Annotated in this window: 19 protein-coding genes, 1 tRNA gene and 1 riboswitch; of the genes, 11 read left to right on the top strand and 9 right to left on the bottom strand. The window is 71.1% G+C overall.

All coding sequences use genetic code 11. From position 1 onward, the window contains the following. Positions 1 to 42: 42 nt before the first annotated feature. Positions 43 to 1,008, bottom strand: a complete 966-nt coding sequence (locus MUY14_RS42625; RefSeq protein WP_247018311.1) for an acyl-CoA desaturase — start codon at positions 1,006 to 1,008, stop codon at positions 43 to 45. A gap of 204 nt (positions 1,009 to 1,212) precedes the next feature. On the opposite strand from MUY14_RS42625, the gene MUY14_RS42620 reads away from it, so the two are divergent. The 5 genes from MUY14_RS42620 (at position 1,213) to MUY14_RS42600 (ending at position 6,567) form a co-directional block, all read left to right on the top strand. Beyond that, positions 1,213 to 1,284: transfer RNA gene (locus MUY14_RS42620), tRNA-Gln, on the top strand. 34 nt (positions 1,285 to 1,318) lie between these two features. Further along, positions 1,319 to 3,073, top strand: coding sequence for a diguanylate cyclase (locus MUY14_RS42615; RefSeq protein ID WP_247018309.1), 1,755 nt, complete (start codon positions 1,319 to 1,321; stop codon positions 3,071 to 3,073). A 107-nt stretch (positions 3,074 to 3,180) separates the two neighbouring features. Continuing rightward, positions 3,181 to 4,653 carry a bifunctional UDP-N-acetylglucosamine diphosphorylase/glucosamine-1-phosphate N-acetyltransferase GlmU gene (gene glmU / locus MUY14_RS42610; protein ID WP_247018307.1) on the top strand — a complete coding sequence of 491 codons (1,473 nt, stop codon included), beginning with the start codon at positions 3,181 to 3,183 and terminating at the stop codon, positions 4,651 to 4,653. Beyond that, positions 4,650 to 5,630 carry a ribose-phosphate diphosphokinase gene (locus MUY14_RS42605; RefSeq protein WP_247018306.1) on the top strand — a complete coding sequence of 327 codons (981 nt, stop codon included), beginning with the start codon at positions 4,650 to 4,652 and terminating at the stop codon, positions 5,628 to 5,630. Before glmU ends, MUY14_RS42605 begins: the two co-directional genes overlap by 4 nt. Positions 5,631 to 5,691: 61 nt before the next feature. After that, positions 5,692 to 6,567, top strand: coding sequence for a TIGR03621 family F420-dependent LLM class oxidoreductase (locus MUY14_RS42600; RefSeq protein ID WP_247018305.1), 876 nt, complete (start codon positions 5,692 to 5,694; stop codon positions 6,565 to 6,567). Here MUY14_RS42600 and MUY14_RS42595 read toward each other — a convergent pair. Beyond that, a complete protein-coding gene (locus MUY14_RS42595; protein ID WP_247018304.1) occupies positions 6,551 to 7,192 on the bottom strand; it encodes an NAD(P)-dependent oxidoreductase in 642 nt (213 codons plus the stop codon). The two genes, MUY14_RS42600 and MUY14_RS42595, sit on opposite strands and share 17 nt — an antisense overlap. Positions 7,193 to 7,290: 98 nt before the next feature. Continuing rightward, positions 7,291 to 8,406 (bottom strand): hypothetical protein, encoded by a 1,116-nt coding sequence (locus tag MUY14_RS42590; RefSeq protein ID WP_247018303.1) that lies wholly within the window; start codon positions 8,404 to 8,406, stop codon positions 7,291 to 7,293. A gap of 347 nt (positions 8,407 to 8,753) precedes the next feature. On the opposite strand from MUY14_RS42590, the gene MUY14_RS42585 reads away from it, so the two are divergent. The 4 genes from MUY14_RS42585 (at position 8,754) to MUY14_RS42565 (ending at position 10,833) form a co-directional block, all read left to right on the top strand. Then, positions 8,754 to 9,356, top strand: a complete 603-nt coding sequence (locus MUY14_RS42585) for a 50S ribosomal protein L25/general stress protein Ctc (protein ID WP_247018302.1) — start codon at positions 8,754 to 8,756, stop codon at positions 9,354 to 9,356. A 21-nt stretch (positions 9,357 to 9,377) separates the two neighbouring features. Continuing rightward, entirely contained in the window at positions 9,378 to 9,971 is a 594-nt protein-coding gene (gene pth, locus MUY14_RS42580; protein WP_247018300.1) for an aminoacyl-tRNA hydrolase, read from the top strand. A 21-nt stretch (positions 9,972 to 9,992) separates the two neighbouring features. Next, entirely contained in the window at positions 9,993 to 10,307 is a 315-nt protein-coding gene (locus tag MUY14_RS47050) for a DivIVA domain-containing protein (protein WP_281506220.1), read from the top strand. A gap of 169 nt (positions 10,308 to 10,476) precedes the next feature. Further along, the gene (locus MUY14_RS42565) at positions 10,477 to 10,833 is read left to right on the top strand and encodes a DivIVA domain-containing protein (protein WP_247018298.1); all 357 of its coding nucleotides are present in this window, start codon (positions 10,477 to 10,479) and stop codon (positions 10,831 to 10,833) included. A 73-nt stretch (positions 10,834 to 10,906) separates the two neighbouring features. Here MUY14_RS42565 and MUY14_RS42560 read toward each other — a convergent pair whose 3' ends face one another. Genes MUY14_RS42560 through MUY14_RS42540 form a run of 5 tightly spaced genes read right to left on the bottom strand, consistent with a single transcriptional unit; the run spans position 10,907 to position 16,298 of the window. Further along, on the bottom strand, positions 10,907 to 12,595 hold the full coding sequence (locus MUY14_RS42560; protein WP_247018296.1) for a fatty acyl-AMP ligase: 1,689 nt from the start codon (positions 12,593 to 12,595) through the stop codon (positions 10,907 to 10,909). A 25-nt stretch (positions 12,596 to 12,620) separates the two neighbouring features. Continuing rightward, positions 12,621 to 14,384: an ABC-F family ATP-binding cassette domain-containing protein gene (locus MUY14_RS42555; protein WP_247018295.1), complete on the bottom strand. Its 1,764-nt coding sequence runs from the start codon at positions 14,382 to 14,384 to the stop codon at positions 12,621 to 12,623. 4 nt (positions 14,385 to 14,388) lie between these two features. Continuing rightward, positions 14,389 to 14,796, bottom strand: coding sequence for an ASCH domain-containing protein (locus tag MUY14_RS42550; RefSeq protein ID WP_247018293.1), 408 nt, complete (start codon positions 14,794 to 14,796; stop codon positions 14,389 to 14,391). Further along, positions 14,793 to 15,755 (bottom strand): 4-(cytidine 5'-diphospho)-2-C-methyl-D-erythritol kinase, encoded by a 963-nt coding sequence (locus tag MUY14_RS42545; protein ID WP_247018291.1) that lies wholly within the window; start codon positions 15,753 to 15,755, stop codon positions 14,793 to 14,795. Before MUY14_RS42545 ends, MUY14_RS42550 begins: the two co-directional genes overlap by 4 nt. A gap of 9 nt (positions 15,756 to 15,764) precedes the next feature. Then, the gene (locus tag MUY14_RS42540) at positions 15,765 to 16,298 is read right to left on the bottom strand and encodes a TetR/AcrR family transcriptional regulator (RefSeq protein WP_247018289.1); all 534 of its coding nucleotides are present in this window, start codon (positions 16,296 to 16,298) and stop codon (positions 15,765 to 15,767) included. Positions 16,299 to 16,491: 193 nt separating this feature from the next. Between MUY14_RS42540 and MUY14_RS42535 the strand changes: the two genes are divergently transcribed. Together MUY14_RS42535 and MUY14_RS42530 are read left to right on the top strand one after the other, a co-directional pair. Then, entirely contained in the window at positions 16,492 to 17,346 is an 855-nt protein-coding gene (locus tag MUY14_RS42535) for an MFS transporter (RefSeq protein ID WP_315863305.1), read from the top strand. Continuing rightward, on the top strand, positions 17,328 to 17,543 hold the full coding sequence (locus tag MUY14_RS42530; RefSeq protein WP_247018287.1) for a hypothetical protein: 216 nt from the start codon (positions 17,328 to 17,330) through the stop codon (positions 17,541 to 17,543). Before MUY14_RS42535 ends, MUY14_RS42530 begins: the two co-directional genes overlap by 19 nt. Before the next feature lie 53 nt (positions 17,544 to 17,596). Here MUY14_RS42530 and MUY14_RS42525 read toward each other — a convergent pair whose 3' ends face one another. Beyond that, complete coding sequence (locus MUY14_RS42525; RefSeq protein WP_247018285.1) at positions 17,597 to 18,610, bottom strand: methionine ABC transporter ATP-binding protein; 1,014 nt, start codon at positions 18,608 to 18,610, stop codon at positions 17,597 to 17,599. A 213-nt stretch (positions 18,611 to 18,823) separates the two neighbouring features. Beyond that, positions 18,824 to 18,914: riboswitch (SAM riboswitch) on the bottom strand. Positions 18,915 to 18,930: the final 16 nt, after the last annotated feature.

Here is an 18,930-nt window from a genome sequence, read left to right as displayed (position 1 = left end):
GCTTCGAACGTCGTCTCCCCGCCACCGTCGCAGCCTAGTTGACTAGCTCTTTTCCGTCGCGATACGGGCCAGGCGCTGCGGGGTCGGCCAGCGGACGTCGTGCACCCAGCCGAACTTCTCGAAGATCCAGATCAGCCGCGCGGAGATGTCGATCTGGCCGCGCTTGACGCCGTGGCGCGCGGACGTCGGGTCCGCGTGGTGCAGGTTGTGCCACGACTCGCCGAACGAGAAAATGGCCAGGGGCCAGAAGTTCGCCGACTTGTCGCGGGCGGCGAACGGGCGCTCGCCGATCATGTGGCAGATCGAGTTGACCGACCAGGTCACGTGGTGCAGCACGCAGATGCGCACCAGGCCCGCCCAGAAGAACGCCGTCACGGCGCCCCACAGCGACCACGAAATGAGGCCGCCCAGCAGGGCCGGCAGCGCCAGGCTGACGAGCGACCACAGCCAGAACAGGTCGTCGACCTTCTTGATCGCCGGGTCCTTCACCAAGTCGGGCGCGAAGCGCTCGGCGTTCGTCTGGTCGCGCTCGAACAGCCAGCCCATGTGCGCGTGCCAGAAGCCCTTGGCGATGGCCCACGGCGAGGTGCCGAACGCCCACGGCGAGTGCGGGTCGCCGTCGCGGTCGGAGAACGCGTGGTGGCGGCGGTGGTCGGCGACCCAGGTGATCACCGGGCCCTGCAGGGCGATGCTGCCCGCGATGGCCATGACCACGCGCAGCCATTGCTTGGCCTTGAACGAGCCGTGCGTGAAGTAGCGGTGGTACGACACCGTGATGCCGAGCCCGCTGATCGCGTAGAACACCACGAAGATGCCGACGTCGACCCAGCTCAGTCCCCAGCCCCAGGCGAACGGCACCGCGACCAGCAGTGCCACCAGCGGCGCGATCACGCCGAAGTAGACCGACAGCTGCACGCCGATTCCGCGCGTGCCTTCGGTGACGGGTTTGGGGCCCTTGGGGGCCGCAGGCTCCCCGGCGGGCTGAGAGCGGTCGAGCGTGGCCGTCATACGCTTCACTTCTTCCTACACGGGTGCCCTTTTGCCAAGGGTGACCTAACCTACGATGCCGTAAGTTACGGTACAGGAGGTTCGAGCCACTGGGGAGTGCCCGAAGCCACACCTGTCGTTCGAACCCGGGCACCCGGCGGACGGGCCGCTAACGCATCCCCCGCGCGGACGACACCCGATCGTCGCTATCCTGACCTGGTTCGATCCGCCGTAGTGTAATCGGCAGCACTTCAGATTTTGGTTCTGACAGTTCAGGTTCGAATCCTGGCGGCGGAGCAGCAGTAAGGACCCGAACCACGAGACCGGGAGGTTGGCGCTGACCGACGAGGCGACCGACCCGGTGGCGGCCAGGCGTCCCGCACTGGCCGAGATGTCCGACGCCTGGCTCGTCGGGCGCGCGCGGGAACTGATCGCCGCGGTCCAGCGGCAGGAGTACGCCCAGCAGCTCCAGATCGTCGAACTGATGGACGAGCTGCTCGACGAGACCCAGCGCCGCGGCGAGCCGACCATGGTCGCGCAGCTGCTGCGCGCTTCCGCGATCGCACGGCTGATCACCAGGGGGCTGGCCGCCGAGGCCGAGCCGCGGCTCGACGAGATGCTCGCGCACACCCGGCGCCACGGCCTCGCGCTGCTGCGGGCCGACGCGCACGCGCTGCGCGGGCGCCGGCTCGTGATCGCCGCGCAGGAGGACCCCGCGCTCACCGAGATCGCCCGCGCGCTGGCGATCCTCGACGACTCCGCGATCCCGAACCGGCAGGTCGGCATCCGCCAGTGGAACCGGATGCTGTGGTCGACGTTGAACGACTGCTGGATCGTGCTGAACCAGCTCGGCGTCTACGAAGCCGCCGAGGAGGTCATCGGCCGCGCCGCGAGCGCGATCCGCGAGAGCGCGAGCCCGCACGAGATCACGCTGCAGCTGATGAACCGCGTCAAGATGCTGCTGGGCTGGGGCCTGCGGCTGGAGCGCATCGACGAGTACGACGAGAGCGCCGAGAAGTTCCGCACCGCCGCGTCCATGGCGGTCGCCGCGGAGGGCCCGTTCACCGAGTCGCTGTTCCCGCGGAAGGCGAACGTCTCCGCCGTCGACCAGGTCGGTGTCCTCGCCGCCGCGCAGGCGCTGCACAGCCCGACCACCGACCAGATCGACCGGCTCCGCCAGCTGCACGAAGGCACCGGCTACCCGGGCGAACGCGAGATCGTCGCGATCGCGCTGGCCCGCTGCCTGGACAAGGGCGGCCGCCGGGAAGAGGCCCTCGACGTGCTGCGCTCGGCGCGCGAGTCCCTCGGCGACGACACCTCGCAGCCGTCGATGCGGCTGAACATCGCCCGCGAGCTGGCCCGGCTGGACACGAGCCCGGACTACGCGTCCGGCGCGAGCCAGTCGCTGATCGACTACGCCACCCGGCTCGAGTCCGAGATGTGGAGCCTGCGCGAGTCGCAGATCGCCACGCTGAACGCCCGCCGCGAGCACGAACGGCTGTCCGCCGAGCACGGCGCGATCACCCAGCAGGCGCTGCAGGACCCGCTCACCGGCCTGCCGAACCGGCGCGCGCTGGACGAGAAGCTGCGCCAGCTCGCCTCGTCGGCCGACGCGCAGCCGCTCGCCGTCGCGCTGGTCGACCTCGACGGCTTCAAGGGCGTCAACGACAAGCAGTCGCACGCCGAGGGCGACAACGTGCTGCGTGTCGTCGCGAGCACGCTTCGTGACGCGCTGCGCGGCGACGACCTCGTGGCCCGCTACGGCGGCGACGAGTTCATCGTGCTGCTGCCGGGCACGCCGGCGTCCGCGGCGAAGATGGCGCTCGGCCGCGCCGTGAAGTCCGTCGCGGGCCTGCCGCACCACCTTTCGCACGGCGTCACGCTGTCGATCGGGCTCGTCTCGCTGCGGCCGCAGGAACGCGGCGAGCAGGTCCTCGCCCGCGCGGACGCGGCCATGTACCAGGCGAAACGCGGTGGCGGCAACCAGGTGGCGTCGGCGAACTCGATGGCCGCCGACCCGGCCGCCGCGTGGGCGAACGAAGGCCCACCGACCGACCCCGCGTGGGACGCCGAAGACCACAGTTAGGATCGATCCCCGACCAAGCGCCACTTTCACGTGAAAGTGACCTGGAGGGTGCCTCCGGATCACTTTCATGACGAAAGTGACGACCGGAGCCATCGTTGGGAGCGTCGTTGACCGGCCCGCTGAGCACGTTGATCCTCGCCGCGGGTGAGGGCACCCGCATGCGTTCGTCGACGCCCAAGGTGCTGCACCCCATCGCCGGGCGATCCCTGGTGGAGCACGCCGTCCGGGCCGCCGCCGGCCTGGCGCCCGAGCACCTCGTGGTCGTCGTCGGCCACGGCCGCGAACTGGTCGGCGAGCGCCTCGCGCAGGTCGCCGACGCCCTCGGCCGCCCGGTCGGCACCGCGGTGCAGGACCGGCAGCAGGGCACCGGCCACGCCGTCTCGTGCGCGCTCGCCACCCTGCCCGCCGACCTGACCGGCACCGTGCTCGTCAGCTATGGCGACGTCCCGCTGCTCGACACCGAAACCCTGCGCGCCCTGCTCGAAGAGCACACGGAGGCGAAGAACGCGGTCACCGTGCTCACCGCCGTGGTCGCCGACCCGACCGGCTACGGCCGCATGGTGCGCGACGCGGCGGGCAAGGTCACCGGGATCGTCGAGCACAAGGACGCCACCCCCGAGCAGGCGGGGATCACCGAGATCAACTCGGGGGTCTACGCCTTCGACGCCGCCGTGCTGCGCGACGGCCTCTCGCGCCTCTCGACCGACAACGCACAGGGCGAGCTCTACCTCACCGACGTGCTGGGCATCGCGAACGGCGACGGGCTGCACGTCGGCGCGCTCGTCGTCGACGACCCGTGGCTGACCGAGGGCGTCAACGACCGCGTCCAGCTGTCGGTGCTCGGCGCCGAGCTGAACCGCCGGATCGTGCGGCGCTGGCAGCGCGAGGGCGTCACGGTCGTCGACCCGGCCTCGACGTGGATCGACGCCGGCGTCACCCTCGCCCGCGACGTCGTCATCGAGCCGGGTGTGCAGCTCAAGGGCACGACGTCGGTCGGCGAGGGCACGACGGTCGGACCGGACAGCACCCTGACGAACATGACCATCGGGGCCCGCGCCTCGGTGGTGCGCGTGCACGGCTCGGACTCCGAACTGGGCGACGGCGTCACCGTCGGCCCGTTCACCTACCTGCGGCCCGGCACCAAGCTCGGCGAGAAGGGCAAGCTCGGCGCGTTCGTCGAGACGAAGTCCGCCGACATCGGCGCCGGCACGAAGGTGCCGCACCTGACCTACGTCGGCGACGCCACGATCGGCGAGCACAGCAACATCGGCTGCTCCAGCGTGTTCGTGAACTACGACGGCGTCCACAAGCACCGCACCGTTATCGGGTCGTATGTCCGGTTGGGCGCGGACAACACGTTCGTCGCCCCGGTGCAGGTCGGTGACGGCGCTTACAGTGGTGCGGGTGCCGTGATCCGCGAGGACGTCCCGCCGGGCACACTCGCGGTGTCGGCGCCGCCGCAGCGCAACATCGAAGGCTGGGCGATCCGGCGCCGGCCGGGTACGCCCGCGGCGGAGGCGGCCCAGGCCGCCCTCGACGCCGAGTCAGCAGCAGGAACCGACGGGGAGTCGCCAGCATGAGTCCGAAGCAAGGCACGCCGAAGAAGAATCTGATGCTCTTCTCCGGTCGCGCGCACCAGGAGCTCGCGGAAGAGGTGGCCAAGCACCTCAACGTGACGATCACCCCGCAGACGGCGCACACGTTCGCCAACGGCGAGCTGTTCGTCCGGTTCGAGGAGTCCGTCCGCGGCACCGACGCCTTCGTCATCCAGGCGCACACCACGCCCATCAACGAGTACGTGATGGAACAGCTGATCATGGTGGACGCGCTCAAGCGGGCGAGCGCGAAGCGGATCACCGTCGTGATGCCGTTCTACCCGTACGCGCGCCAGGACAAGAAGCACAAGGGCCGCGAGCCGATCTCGGCGCGGCTGATCGCGGACCTGTTCAAGACCGCGGGCGCCGACCGGATCATGACGGTCGACCTGCACACCGCGCAGATCCAGGGCTTCTTCGACGGCCCGGTCGACCACCTGATGGCGCAGACCGTGCTGGCGGACCACATCAAGAAGACCTACGGCGACGCCGACATCACCGTCGTCTCGCCGGACTCGGGCCGCGTGCGGCTGGCCGAGAAGTGGGCGCAGACGCTGGGCGACCGCCCGATCGCGTTCATCCACAAGACGCGCGACCCGGACAAGCCGAACCAGGCCGTCGCCAACCGCGTGGTCGGCAAGGTCGAGGGCAAGCTCTGCGTCCTGATCGACGACATGATCGACACCGGCGGCACGATCGTGAAGGCCACCGAGGCCCTGATCGACGAGGGCGCGGCGGACGTCGTCATCGCGACGACCCACGGCATCCTGTCCGACCCGGCGACCGAGCGGCTTTCACAGTGCAAGGCGCGCGAGGTCATCGTGACGAACTCGCTGCCGATCCCGGCGGAGAAGCGGTTCCCGGGCCTGACGGTCCTGTCGATCGCCCCGATGCTCGCCGAGGCCATCCAGCAGGTCTTCGAAGACGGCTCGGTGACTTCGCTCTTCGACGGCAACGCCTGACGCTTTCCGCCGGGCGCGAACTCCGCGCCCGGCGGGGGCTCCCGGCGCTAGCGTCGCCGGCATGGGGAACTTCAAGTTCGGCGTCAGCCTTCGCGAAATCGGCAGCCGGGACGCCTGGATCGCCAAGTGCCGGCGGGCCGAAGAGCTCGGCTACGACGTCATCACCGTGCCCGACCACCTCGGTACCGGACGCTTCGCGCCGTTCCCGGTGCTCGCCATGGCCGGGGCCGTCACCGAGCGGCCGCGGCTCGGGACCCTCGTCTCCAACGTGCCCTTCTACAACCTCGCGCTCTTCGCGCGCGAAGCCTCGTCGACGGCCGCGCTGCTCGACGGCCGCCTCGACCTCGGGCTCGGCGCCGGGCACATGAAGAGCGAGTTCGACGCCGCGGGCCTGCCGTGGCACAACGCCGCCACGCGCATCGGCTACCTCGGCGAAAGCATCGGCTACCTGCGAAAGCACTTCGACGACGAAGGCATCGCCCAGCCCCGCCTGCTCATCGCGGGCAACAGCGACGGCGTGCTCGACCTCGCCGCCCGGCACGCGGACGTCGTCGGGTTCGGCGGGCTCCGGCAGCAGCCCGGGAAGCCGCCGGGCACCTTCAAGCTCGACAACGCCGAGGCGATGGACGAGCGTGTGGCCTTCTTCCAGGCCAGGGCGACGCGCGAAACCGAGTACAACATGCTCGTCCAGCACGTCGAGATCACCGGCGACCGGCGCGCGGCCGCCGAGGCGTGGCACGAGAAGACCGAGCGGAGCGCCGTGGCCGACGCCGGCGAGCTCCTCGACGCGCCGCAGCTGGTGCTGGGCACGGTCGAGGAGATCGCCGGGCAGCTGGTGGCCCGGCGCGAACGCTACGGCTTCTCGTACATCACCGTGTTCGAGCACGCGCTCGAAACGTTCGCCCCGGTGATCGAGGAGCTCAGTAAGCGACCGTGAAGCGCGCGCGGCTGTGCTTCGGCTGCTCGATCTCGTCGACGTAGGCGATCGCGTAGTCGTCGCCGCCGATGAAGGACTTGCCGTTCTCGTCGGTCAGCAGGACGTCGCCGCCGAGGCGGAACGTCCCGGTGCGCTCGCCCGGAACCCACGCGCCGAACTCGGCGGCCGGGCTGACGTAGAACCAGTCGAGGTCGGCCGGCTGCTCGCGCAGCAGGTACAGCACCTCGGCGTGGTTGCCCGCTTCTTCCTTGTACTCGTCCGGGAACTCCGGGGTGTCGAACAGGCGCGGGCCGCCCTCGGCGACGTGCAGGCTCGACGCCCCGCCGACGAACGACAACCGGGCGCCGTGCTCGCGCGCGGCGCGGACCAGCCCGGGCACGGCGTCGATCAGCTTCTTGCCGTCGATCGCGCGGGCCGGCGTCGCGACCACGAGCACGTCGGCGTCCTTCGCGAGCTGCGCGACGAACTCCTCGTCGTGCAGCGAACCCTGCCGCGCCTCGACGCCTTCGGGCACCGAGCCCTCGTTGCGCGCGACGCCCACGACCTCGTGCCCGCGGCGCAGCGCCTCGGCGCTGATCTTGCCACCGGCGTACCCCGTCGCCCCGAAAACCACCAGCTTGGCCATTGGATCTCCTCGTTCGAATTCGGCCTTCGAGGCCGATCGTAGGAACGGAAGATCCCCTACTTCAACGGAAGCAACGCACCCCCGGGTAGGTGTCCAGCTCAGCCGCCCAGCGCGGCGAACTCCGCGGCCACCTTCTGCTTCACGGCGTTGGCGTCGAGCGCCGCGCGGACCTCCGCGGTCGCGTTCGGCTTCGACAGGACCTGGTAGCTGGCCGTCTTGTTGGGCAGCTTGAACTTCACCGTGCAGGACATCTTGATCGTCGCGTACGGCTCGGCGTCGGCCGCTGTCGTGCAGGTCTGCGCGCCGAGCGAGTCGGCGCTCACCTCGACCGAGAGGTTGATGTGCACGACGCTCTTCTCCCCCGACGCCGGCGAGCCGACGACGCTGGTGGAGACGTCGACCGTCGTCGTGCAGGAGCCGACGAAGTCCTTGCAGTCGAGCTTGTCGTTGGTGACCACGGCGCTGGCCTGGACCAGGCCCTCGAACGGCTGGCCGAGCGCGCCGACGGCGGTGTCGAGGTCGGTGTGGAACGCTTTCAGCGCGTCCCCGGCGAGCGGGGCGACCTGGAACTCGGCGCCGTACTTCGGCCCGGCCTGCGGGTCGAGCAGCACCGGCGCGAAGCTGACGACGCGGCTGGGCTTGGCCGCGGTGACGCGCAGGACGCTCGGCGCGGCGCCGAGCTGGTAGACCTCGGTGCCGTCGGCGAGCTTCGCCTTGACCGGCTCGCCCAGCCGGTCCAGGCCGGGCAGTGCCTTGCGGAGGCCGTCGGCGAGCGCGGCCGGGGCGAACCGGGCCGCCGGGTCCAGCGGCAGCTCGGAGCCGAGCGAACGCACCCAGCTCGTGCCGAACTGCGTGCCCTCGTCGATCGCGTGCGCCTTCCAGTACTCGGCGTCGGCCTGGAGGTAGAACTGGCCGCCGACGGCCGCGACCTGGACGACCCCGCCGTCGAGCGGCACGCCGCCGAGGGCGGTGCCGCCGCGGGTGACCCGGAACTGCTGCTCGGCGCCCTTGATCGTGGCCTTCAGCGCGACCGCGGGCGCCTGGCCCAGCGTCGTCAGCGCGGCGTCGACCGCGGCACGCTGCTCGGCGCGCCGCTCCGCCGTCTGCCGGTCGGCCGCCGAGACGCCGGCGCTGCCGGGGACCGCCACCTGGCACCCCGCCAGCAGTCCGCCCAGCAGCAGCACCGCCGCCGCCATGCCCCGTCCAGCCCGCATTGCCGCCCCTCGCTCTTGCGCTGCGCCCGAGTGCACCTCGGCCGGTGAAGTCCCGCCACCGGATTTGTGTCGTCACGCACCGGGGTTCAGGAGGGTTCTAGCCTGGTCGGTGCCCCCGCCGCAACCCACCGTGATGAGGTTGGTTTACACTCTTGAGGTTGTCTCGGCGAGGCGGGGCCCTGATGGGGTGCCCGGCGTGATCGACGCGGCGGCTCGAGTAGCCCCGGCTGTCGTGCACGCCCGCAAACTCGCCGCCGAACGCAACCGCCTGAACAGAAAACGCAAGCATCCCCGCCGCAGCATGCTGTCTCCCGCACCATGTTCGTGATTTGAAGGAGTGCCACACCGTGTCCGAGGTACGTCTGTCCGTCGAGCCGCGCACCGAGTTCGGCAAGGGCGCCGCGCGTCGCACGCGTCGCGCCGGCAAGATCCCCGCCGTTCTGTACGGCCACGGCTCGGACCCGCGGCACTTCGCGCTGCCGGCCATCGAGTTCGCCCGCGTCGTCCGTGAGAACGGCTCCAACGCCGTCATCACCCTCGCCATCGAGGGCTCCGACGAGCTCGCGCTGACGAAGACCATCGTCGTGCACCCGCTCAAGAACTACATCGAGCACGTCGACCTGCTGGTCGTGAAGCGCGGCGAGAAGATCGTCGTCGACGTCCCCGTCGTCGTCACCGGCAACCCCGGCCCCGGCGGCCTGGTCAACCAGGACGTCGACACCCTGCAGGTCGAGGTCGAGGCGCTGCACATCCCGGAGCAGTTCGAGGTCTCGATCGAGGGCCTCGAGATCGGCTCGCAGGTCCTCGCGGGCCAGGTCGAGCTGCCCCAGGGTGCCACCCTGGTCACCGACCCCGAGTCGCTCGTCGTGGCCGTCAACGAGCCGCAGCGTGAAGAGGCCGACGACGAGGCCGCCGAGGCGGGCGACGAGTCGGCCGAAGCCGCCGAATAACTCCGCTGTTACCGTTTGCGCGTGACCGAAGACCTGCCCGAGGCCGGCGAGCTGATCTTGCTCGCCGGCCTCGGCAATCCCGGACCCCAGTACGCCGGAAACCGGCACAATGTCGGGTTCATGGTGCTGGACGAGCTCGCCGCCCGCGTCGGCGGCAAGTTCAAGACGCACAAGACCGGCGGCGAAGTCCTCGAGGGACGGCTGGCCGGCCGCCGCGTCGTGCTGGTGAAGCCTCGCTCGTACATGAACCTCTCCGGTGGCCACGTGGTCGGCGCGGCGCGCTTCTACAAGGTGCCGCCGACCGGTGTCGTGGTGGTGCACGACGAGCTCGACGTCGATTTCGGCGCGCTGAAGCTGAAGTTCGGCGGCGGCGACAACGGCCACAACGGACTCCGTTCGATCACGAAGTCCATCGGCACCCGCGACTACTACCGCGTGCGCTTCGGCATCGGCCGCCCGCCCGGCCGCCAGGACCCGGCGGACTTCGTGCTGAAGGACTTCTCGACGGTCGAGCGCAAGGAGCTCCCGTTCGAGGTGGACCGGTGCGCGGACGCGACCGAGGCACTCGTCGGCACCGGCTTGGCAGCCGCGCAAAACGCCTTCCACGCGGGCTGACAGGGGTGGGATGGTGAAGCCATGACCCCCGACGAAGTCCGGGCGATCGCATTCGGCAGACCCCGGTTCGGCCGTCGCGGCTACAACGAGGACGAGGTCGACGCGTTCCTCGACCTGATCGCCGAGGCGCTGTCCGGGCGCAACATCCTGACCGCGGACGACATCCACTACGTCGAGTTCACGATCATGCCGGTCGGCATGCGCAGCTACGACCAGGCCCAGGTCGACCTGTTCCTCGACGAGGCCGAGGCCGCCCTCGTCGAGCTGCGGAACCCGCGCCCGGTGGCCGAGGAGCGGCGCCCGCAGGGGCCGCGGAAGTGGTTCGGCCGGAGCTGACGGTGTGAACCCGGCCACACAGCGCTGCGTAACCCCGGCTCACTCACAGGCGGACGGCGGCCGCCCGTCGGGGTGAGCTTCGGGGTCTGCCCCTTCCGGGGGTCCCTGTTCTCCGGCTAGGACGGTGTACGGCAGTTCGCACCGCCCAACCCCGGAATCGGAGAGTTGCATGTCGTTCACCGCCGAAGACCTCGCCGAGGTCACCTTCGGTAACGCCCCGATCGGCCGCCGTGGCTACGCCAAGCACGAGGTCGACGAGTTCGTCCGGCGGATCGCCAAGACGTTCGCCGAGGAGGACGACCTGACCGCCGCCGAAGTGCACCACGTGGTGTTCTCGAAGCCGCTGATCGGCAAGCGCGGCTACGACGAACGCGAAGTCGACGAGTTCCTCGACGCGGCGGAGGACCAGCTCGCCACGCGGACGGGCCACGCCCCCGACCTGCCGGGCGCCCGCACCCCGGCGGAGGCGACGGCCGAGCGCGCCACCCCGCCCACCCTGCGCGCCGAACGCCTCCAGCAGCGCTGAAGCGGAGCTTTCCCTATGAAAAGTGACGCCTCCGGACTCCGGGGCGCGGCACTTTCATAGGGAAAGTGACGTGTCAGGCGTCGGCGTTCTTCTTGATCCTGTCCGCGAACTGGGCCGCCGTGGCCGCGCGCTTGACCTTGCCCGACGGCGTCTTCGGCAGGCTGCCCGCCGGGAGCACCACCACCGCGTACGGGCGCATGTCGACCGCGTCGCGGACCCGGGCCGAGACCTGCTTCACCAGGTTCTTCTCCGCCTCGGCGTCGCCCGCCAGCTTCGACTCCACGACCACGGCGAACCGCTCGCGGCGGCTGCCCGCGTCCAGCCGGACCGCGACCGCGTTGCCGGCCCGCACGCCCTCGACCGACGTCGCCGCGCGCTCGATGTCCGTCGGGTACAGGTTGCGGCCGCCCATGATGATGACGTCCTTGCGGCGCCCGCAGATGACGATCTGGCCGTCGACCAGGTAGCCGAGGTCGCCGGTGTTCAGCCAGCCCTCGTCGTCCTGGGTGGCGACCGGGCCGTCCATCGTCAGGTAGCCGGGCGTCACGGCCTCGCCGCGCAGCCGGATCTCGCCGACTTCGCGGTCGCCGGCGCGCTCGCCAGCCTCGTTGACGATCTCCGCCTCGAGCCCGTCCAGCGGACGGCCGAGCAGCGCGAACGACCGGACGTCGTCGGTGCCGCGCCGCGGGTCGCCCTCGGCGACCGGCACCGCGCGGTTGCCCGCCTCGAGCGCGTCCGCTTCGACGACGTCGAGGGTCAGCCCGGTGAACAGCGGCGCGAACGAGACGGCCAGGGTCGCTTCGGCCATGCCGTAGGCCGGGAAGACGCATTCCGCCGGCATCTTGAACCGGGCCCCGGCGTCGACGAACGTCTGGACGGCGGTCTCGTCGATGGGCTCGGCGCCGTTGAGGGCGATGCGCAGCTTCGAGAGGTCGTACTCGTTGTCGTCGTCGACGCGGGCCATCCGGCGCCCGACGATGGCGTAGGCGAAGTTCGGCGCCGCCGTCGTGGTGCCGTGGTACTTGGTGATCAGCTGGGGCCAGATCAGCGGGCCCGACAGGAACTCGACCGGCGTGATCTTGACCAGCTCGACGCCGAAGGTCATCGGCACGGTCAGGAAGCCGACCATGCCCATGTCGTGGAAGGTCGGCAGCCAGGACACCATCACGTCGACGTCGAAGTCGAACTCCGCGCGGTCGACCATGGCCTTGACGTTGGAGTACAGGTTGCCGTAGGTGATCCGCACGGCCTTCGGGTCGGCGGTGGAGCCACTGGTCAGCTGCAGCAGCGCGGTTTCGCCTTCATCGGTGACGACGACGTCTTCCAGCGGCTCGGCGCCGGCGAGATCGCTGATCAGCCGGTAGCCGATGCCCTTTTCGGCCAGCACCGGCGCGAGCTGGTCGAACGGCTCGCCCAGCAGCACCAGGTTCGACCCGATCATCCCGAGCACCCGCACGGTGTCCTCGGCCCACTCGGCGAGATCGGTCCGCGGCGTCGGCTGGTGCAGCATGGTGACGCTGCCCCCGGCCAGCCAAACGGCCTGCACGGTCGGCGCGATCAGCACCGGCGCCGCGGCCAGCACCGCAACGGCGGCACCCCGCTGAAAGCCGTTGGCGACCAGCCCGCCGGCGATCCGCCGGGCTTCTTCGTGCACCTCGCCCCAGGTCCGCCGAACCGGCTCCTTGGGCTCCCCGGTGACCATGCCACGCTGCTGACCCCGCCCCGCCGCGGTGGCGACGAGCGTGTCCACGAACCTGCTCATGAGGCAGACATTACTGGCAGGCGTGTCACTCCAGCAGTTCGGACGTCTCCAGCCAGCGCGCCTCGACGTCCTCGATCTCCCCCTGCACGCCCTTCAGCTCCGCGTTCAGCTCCATCAGCTTCGCCGGGTCCGTCGCCGCCGCCAGCAAGGACGCGTGGAGCTTCTCCTCCTTCGCGTGCAGCTGGTCGAGCTTGCGCTCCAGGCGGCCGAGGTCCTTCTGCGCCGCCCGCAGGTCCGCCGCCGACTTCTTCGCCTCCACCTTCGCCGCGGACGGGGACGGGCCGGTGCTCTCCTTCGCCGCCGAGCGGCGGTTCAGGTACTCCTCGATGCCGCCCGGCAGGTGGGTGATGCGGCCGTCGCCGAAGAGGGCGACGATCGTGTCGCAGACGCGTTCCACCAGGTAGCGGTCGTGCGAGACCACGACCATCGTGCCCGGCCAGCCGTCGAGGAGGTCCTCCAGCTGCTGCAGCGTGTCGATGTCCAGGTCGTTCGTCGGTTCGTCGAGCAGCAGCACGTTCGGCTCGGCCATCAGCAGGCGGCACAGCTGCAGCCGGCGCCGCTCGCCGCCCGAGAGGTCGCCGACCGGGGTCCACTGGCGGGCTTGGGGGAAGCCGAGCTTTTCGCCCAGCTGCGACGCCGTCATCTCCTGCTTGCCGAACACCACGCGGCCGGCCACCTGCTCGATCGCCTGCAGCACGCGCAGGTCGCCGGGCAGGTCGTCGAGTTCCTGGCGCAGGTGCGCGAGCGCGACCGTCTTGCCCTCGATCCGGCGGCCGGTCGACCCCTCGATGTCACCGCCGAGCAGCTTCAACAGCGACGTCTTGCCCGAGCCGTTCACCCCGACCAGACCGATCCGGTCGCCCGGGCCGATCCGCCAGGTGACGTGGTCGAGCAGTGTCCGGTCACCCACCGCGTACGTCGTGTCTTCCAGCTCCAGCACCGTTTTGCCGAGGCGCCGCTTGGCGAACGCCTGCAGTTCGACGGAGTCGCGCGGCGGCGGGACGTCGGCGATCAGCGCTTCGGCCGCCTCGATGCGATAGCGCGGCTTCGACGAGCGCGCCTGCGGGCCGCGGCGCAGCCACGCGAGTTCCTTGCGGGCCAGGTTCTGCCGCTTCTCCTCGGCCGTCGCCGCGAGCCGCGCCCGTTCGGCGCGCGCGAAGATCCAGTCCGCGTAACCGCCTTCGTACTGCTCGACGCGGCCGTTCGCGACCTCCCACGTCAGCGTCGCGACGGTGTCGAGGAACCACCGGTCGTGCGTGACGACCACGACCGCGATCCGGCGCGTGAGCAGGTGGTCGGCCAGCCAGCGGACACCTTCGACGTCCAGGTGGTTGGTCGGCTCGTCGAGCACGACGAGGTCGAGTTCGCCGGTCAGCGCGGCGGCCAGCGAAACGCGCCGCCGCTCGCCGCCGGAGAGGTTCGCGGTCGGCTTGTCCAGCCCGATCGCGGTGATCCCCAAACCGTCCACAATGGACCGGACGCGCGCGTCGGCGGCCCACTCGTGCTCGGCGCCGTAGCGCTCGAGGACGACGTCGCCGACCGTGCTGCCGTCCGGCAGTTCCGTGCGCTGGGTGACGACGGCCATCCGCAGGCCGCCGACGTGGCTCACCCGCCCGGAATCGGGCTCGGCGAGTCCGGAAAGGACTTCCAGCAGGGTGGTCTTGCCACCACCGTTGAGCCCGACGACGCCGATGCGCTGACCGGCCGCGATCCCGAGCGACACACCGTCCAAGAGCGGGCGAATCCCGTAGGACTTGCTCACCGACTCCAGGTTGACCAGGTTGGCCATCCGCTCAGCCGATCCTTTCCACTATCACGAACCGCGTCGCCACGACCTGCGTCGTGTCGTCCACGGTGAATTCCGGATCTTCCATGGCGGCGCGCATTTCGGCGCTCTGCCAGTAGTCCGTGTGGTCCGCGCGCCATTCGGCGACGCTGGTGAAGCCCTCACCCTCGTCGAGCGCGTGCCGCAAGTCCACTTCGGACAGCGGGAGCACGCGCACCTCGGTGGTTTCGAGCACCGCGACGCCGACGCCCGCCGAGTCGATCATCAGCTCGCGCTCGCCGACGACGGGCAGTTCTTCGCCGTACTTCTCGTATTCGGCCAGCAGGCCGGTGGTCGACGTCTTCTCCCCGCGCAGGATCGCCGCGACCAGCTTGTCGCGCAGCGCGCCGGGGAACGCGAATTCCGCGTGCTTCACGCGTGCACCCGCGGCGGTGTCGGCCGGTTCGCGTCGTCGCCGCCGACCACGCGGGCGCCCGGGACCGGGCCGTGGGCCACGCGGACCGTGCGGCACACCCCCGCGCCCGACAGCTCCGCGGCGACCTCCACCGCCGAGTTGGCGCCTTCGCAGAGGAACGCGCACGTCGGGCCGGAGCCGGACACCGTGCCCGCGAGCGCGCCCGCGTTCACGCCCGCGCGGAGCGTGCGGCGCAGCTCCGGGCGCAGCGAGACCGCCGCCGCCTGGAGGTCGTTGCCGAGCAGGAGGGCCAGCTGGCGCGGGTCGCCCGAGGCCAGCGCCTCGACGACCGGGGTGTGCGAACCGATCCGCGGTGGCTTGCCCGCCGCGCGCAGCCGGTCCAGCTCCTTGAACACCTTCGGCGTCGACAGCCCTTCGGAGTCGAACGCCAGCACCCAGTGGAACGTGTGCCGCGAAAGCACCGGGACCAGGTGCTCGCCGCGCCCGGTGCCGAGCGCGGTGCCGCCGTAGAGCGCGAACGGGACGTCGCTGCCCAGGCCGGCGGCGAGCCCGGCCAGTTCGTCGCGCGTGACGTCGAGGTTCCAGAGCGACGCGAGGCCGACCAGGGTCGCCGCCGCGTCGGCGCTGCCGCCCGCCATGCCGCCGGCGACCGGGATGCCCTTGCGCAGCACCACCCGGACCTTCGGCTCGCCGGTGCGCCCGACGTGCTTGGCGAGCGCTTCGACCGCCCGCCACGCCAGGTTTTCCGGGCCGGTCGGGACGGTGCCCTCACCTTCGCCGTAGACCTCGATGCCGGGGTCGTCGGTGACCGCGACGGTCACTTCGTCGGTCAGCGACAGCGCCTGGAACACGGTCACCAGCTCGTGGTAACCGTCTTCGCGCAGGTCGTCGACCGAAAGGTGCAGGTTGACCTTGGCCGGGACCCGGACGGTGACTGGGGGCGGAACTACGGCGAGCACCCGACCAGCCTACGTGTCCGCGTTCCGACCAGGAGAAAGGATGTCGAGCCCGACGGCGAGCGCGACGTCCGGCGGGGTTTCCGGGCCGCCTTCGACGCTGGTGAGCTGCACGGCGACCAGCGCGAGCCGCGCGCGCAGGCTCGCTTCGGGAGCGTCGGACCCGCCGCAGAGCCGCTCGTGGAGGCGGAGCATCCGGTCCGCGAGCCCGGCGCCCGCGGCGATGGCCTTCAACGCCGTCGCGTTGCGCTGCACCAGGCCGATGACCGGGCCGAACTTGCTTTCGACCAGCCCGGCGTACGCGGTGAGCAGCTCCTCGGGCCGGGTTTCGCGCTCGAGGAGGTCGTCGAGCGCCGTCCCCCAGTCCTCGAGGAGGCTCGTGACGATGTCCTCCTTCGTGCGGAAGTGGTAGTACAGCGCGGCTTTCGTCACCTCGAGCCGCTCGGCGATCTCCCGCAGCGAGCTGCCTTCGTACCCCTGCTCGGCGAACAGCTCGAGCGCGACGCGCTGGATGCGTTCGCGCGTGTCGGTGCGTCGCCCGGCCATGCTCCACCCCTCAACTTACTTGACGGCCGACTAGCAATGCATCTGCAGCTTACCTCGGGGTTCACCGTGACCACCACCGCGCCGGAGCGCGTCGCGGGCCGCTGGCTCGCGCTCGCCGCACTGGGCCTGGCCCAGCTGATGGTCGTGCTCGACACGACCGTCGTGAACATCGCCCTGCCGTCGGCCCAGCGCGCTGGGCCTGTCCGGCACCGGCCGCCAGTGGACGATTTCGGCGTACACGCTGGCGTTCGGCGGCCTGCTGCTGCTCGGCGGGCGGCTGGCCGACCGGCTCCGCCGCCGCACCACCCTGCTCGTCGGCATCGCCGGGTTCGCCGTGGCATCCGCGGTCGGCGGCGCGGCCCCGTCGGCGGGCTGGCTGATCGGCGCCCGCACCGCGCAGGGCGTGTTCGCCGCGCTGCCGGCGCCGTCGACGATGTCTTTGCTGACGCTCACCTTCACAGACCCCCGCGAACGCGGGAAGGCGTTCGGGATCTTCGGCGCCATCATGATGTCCGGCTCCGCGCCGGCCCTCACCGTCTGCGGCGCGCTCACGCAGTTCCTCGGCTGGCGCTGGAGCCTCTACGTCAACGTGCCGGTCGCCGTGCTGGCCGGGCCGGGCGCCTGGTTTGCCGTGCCGCCGACGGCCGTCCGAAGTGGCCACTCAGGGATTTTCCCTGCCAGTGCTGGGTTTCCTCGTGCTGTCGCTGTTCCCGCTCGGCTGGTTCGTGCGCTGGCAGGCCCGGCACCCGAACCCGCTGCTGCCGCTCGCGGTGGTGCGCGACCGCGCTCGCGCCGCCGCCTACCTGACGATCGGGGCGGCCTCGTTCGGCGCGTTCGGGATGTTCCTGTTCCTGACCTACCAGCTGCAGGTCGTGCTGGGCTACGGCGCGCTCGCCGCGGCGCTGGCGTTCCTGCCGACACTGGGGGCGAACATGCTGACGTCGACCCAGCTTTCGGGACGGCTGCTCCCGCGCGTCGGCCCGCGGCCGCTGCCGGCCGGGCGGGTTGTCCGTGCTGGCTTGCGGGCTCGTGGCGGCCACGCGGCTGACGCCGGACGCGTCCTACGCCGGGGTCGTCCTGCCGATGCAGCTGCTGCTCGGCGTCGGGGCCGGGCTGTGCATGCCGGTGGTGCTGAACGTCGCCACCCGCGACGTCGGCGCGCGGGACGCGGGCGCGGCTTCGGCGTTCGTGACGACGTCGCAGCAGGTGGGCGCGTTCCTGGTCCTCCCGCGCGGCTCCCGCTGAACGCCGTGAAGGCCACCTCGAATTCCTCGAGGTGGCCTTCACGACCGATGAGATCAGGCGGCGACGACGGCCTGGGGGCCGCGGGCGGTCTGGGTGACGTGGCCGCCGCGCTCGGCGACCCACGCCAGCGCCGCGTCGGCGCGCTCGCCGCGGACGCCGAGGCGGAAGCGGCCGACCGGGGTGTCGCCGATCCGGGTCAGCCCGCCGCCGATGGTGGCGAACTCGACGTCGAAGCGGCCGGCGGCCTCGGGCAGCAGCGCGCCCACCGACGCGAACCCGACCAGCACGACGTCGACCGCGCGGTCGTAGCGCGAGGACTGCGAGCGTGAGGTCTCGATGGCCGGCAGCAGCGCCTGCGCGGTGCGGCTGCCCGGGTTCGAGATCAGGTCGAGCACGGTGCCGCGCTCGACGACGGTGCCGTCTTCCAGCACCGCGACGTCGTCGCAGAGCCGGCGGACGACGCCCGCGTCCGGCGTCGTGACGACGACCGTGGTGCCGAGCTCGGAGCGGGCGCGGTCGAGCACGGTGAGCACCGAGCCGGCCTCCTCCGGGTCGATCCCGGCGGTCGGGTCGTCGGCGAGCAGCACGGCGGGCGCGGCGGCCAGCGCCTTCGCGACCGCGACGCGGCGAAGCTGACCAGCGGTGAGCTCACCGGGACGCTGCGCGGCGCGCGGGGTCAGGCCGACGAGGTCGAGCAGCGAGCCGACCCGGCTGCGGCGCTGCGGGCCGTCGACGCCGAGCTGCTCCAGCGGGGAAGCGATGTTGCCGGCGATGGTGCGCTCGGCGATCAGCTCCGGCTTCGTCGAAACGACCCCGAGCTGACGGCGGATCTCGCGGAGGCGGCGGCCGTCGAGCGTGCCGGTGTTGAGGCCGTCCAGCCGGACGACGCCGCGGTCGGGGCGCTCCTGCAGCGCGATGCACCGGGCCAGGACGGACTTGCCCGAACCGGCCGGGCCGACGACGCCGAACAGCGAGCCGGCCTGGACCTCGACGCTCACGTCGTGCAGGGCGACGACGGAATCTCCGTTGGTGGCAAAGGATTTGGACAGGTTTTCGACCGTGATCACGATAGCTCCAGAAAAACAGGGCGCAGCGCACTAGGGCGCGCCCGGCCGCAAGCGAGTGTCCGTCCTCAGTGGACGGTGCGTGAAGAAGGGGTGTGTCGGCTCAGACGAAGCTCAGCGCGAGCGTCGACATGCGGAGACGGAGCGGCGGCCTTCGTCGACAACGCGGCGCCTGGTCAACAGCAGGGGGCGAGCTACCCTCTTCATCGAAAACGGCCTCCATCGGTCCTGGCGGTAGCACCTGCCCTGTGGAGGGTGGTTGCTGCGACTTCGACGAGCCAGGTCTCTCGGTCGCTCGGGATGGACGTACTGAGTTAAGCCGA

The sequence above is a fragment of the Amycolatopsis sp. FBCC-B4732 genome, from assembly GCF_023008405.1.
Taxonomy (GTDB): Bacteria; Actinomycetota; Actinomycetes; order Mycobacteriales; family Pseudonocardiaceae; genus Amycolatopsis; species Amycolatopsis pretoriensis_A.
This window is presented reverse-complemented; position numbering and strand designations above follow the sequence as displayed.

Excerpts from the sequence above, each read along its gene's own strand:
- MUY14_RS42540 (WP_247018289.1), bottom strand. The coding sequence starts at position 16,298 with ATGGCCGGGCGACGCACCGACACGCGCGAACGCATCCAGCGCGTCGCG.
- MUY14_RS42565 (WP_247018298.1), top strand. The coding sequence starts at position 10,477 with ATGTCGTTCACCGCCGAAGACCTCGCCGAGGTCACCTTCGGTAACGCC.
- MUY14_RS42595 (WP_247018304.1), bottom strand. The coding sequence starts at position 7,192 with ATGGCCAAGCTGGTGGTTTTCGGGGCGACGGGGTACGCCGGTGGCAAG.
- MUY14_RS42605 (WP_247018306.1), top strand. The coding sequence starts at position 4,650 with ATGAGTCCGAAGCAAGGCACGCCGAAGAAGAATCTGATGCTCTTCTCC.
- MUY14_RS42625 (WP_247018311.1), bottom strand. The coding sequence starts at position 1,008 with ATGACGGCCACGCTCGACCGCTCTCAGCCCGCCGGGGAGCCTGCGGCC.
- MUY14_RS42590 (WP_247018303.1), bottom strand. The coding sequence starts at position 8,406 with ATGCGGGCTGGACGGGGCATGGCGGCGGCGGTGCTGCTGCTGGGCGGA.
- MUY14_RS47050 (WP_281506220.1), top strand. The coding sequence starts at position 9,993 with ATGACCCCCGACGAAGTCCGGGCGATCGCATTCGGCAGACCCCGGTTC.
- MUY14_RS42555 (WP_247018295.1), bottom strand. The coding sequence starts at position 14,384 with ATGGCCAACCTGGTCAACCTGGAGTCGGTGAGCAAGTCCTACGGGATT.
- MUY14_RS42560 (WP_247018296.1), bottom strand. The coding sequence starts at position 12,595 with ATGAGCAGGTTCGTGGACACGCTCGTCGCCACCGCGGCGGGGCGGGGT.
- MUY14_RS42600 (WP_247018305.1), top strand. The coding sequence starts at position 5,692 with ATGGGGAACTTCAAGTTCGGCGTCAGCCTTCGCGAAATCGGCAGCCGG.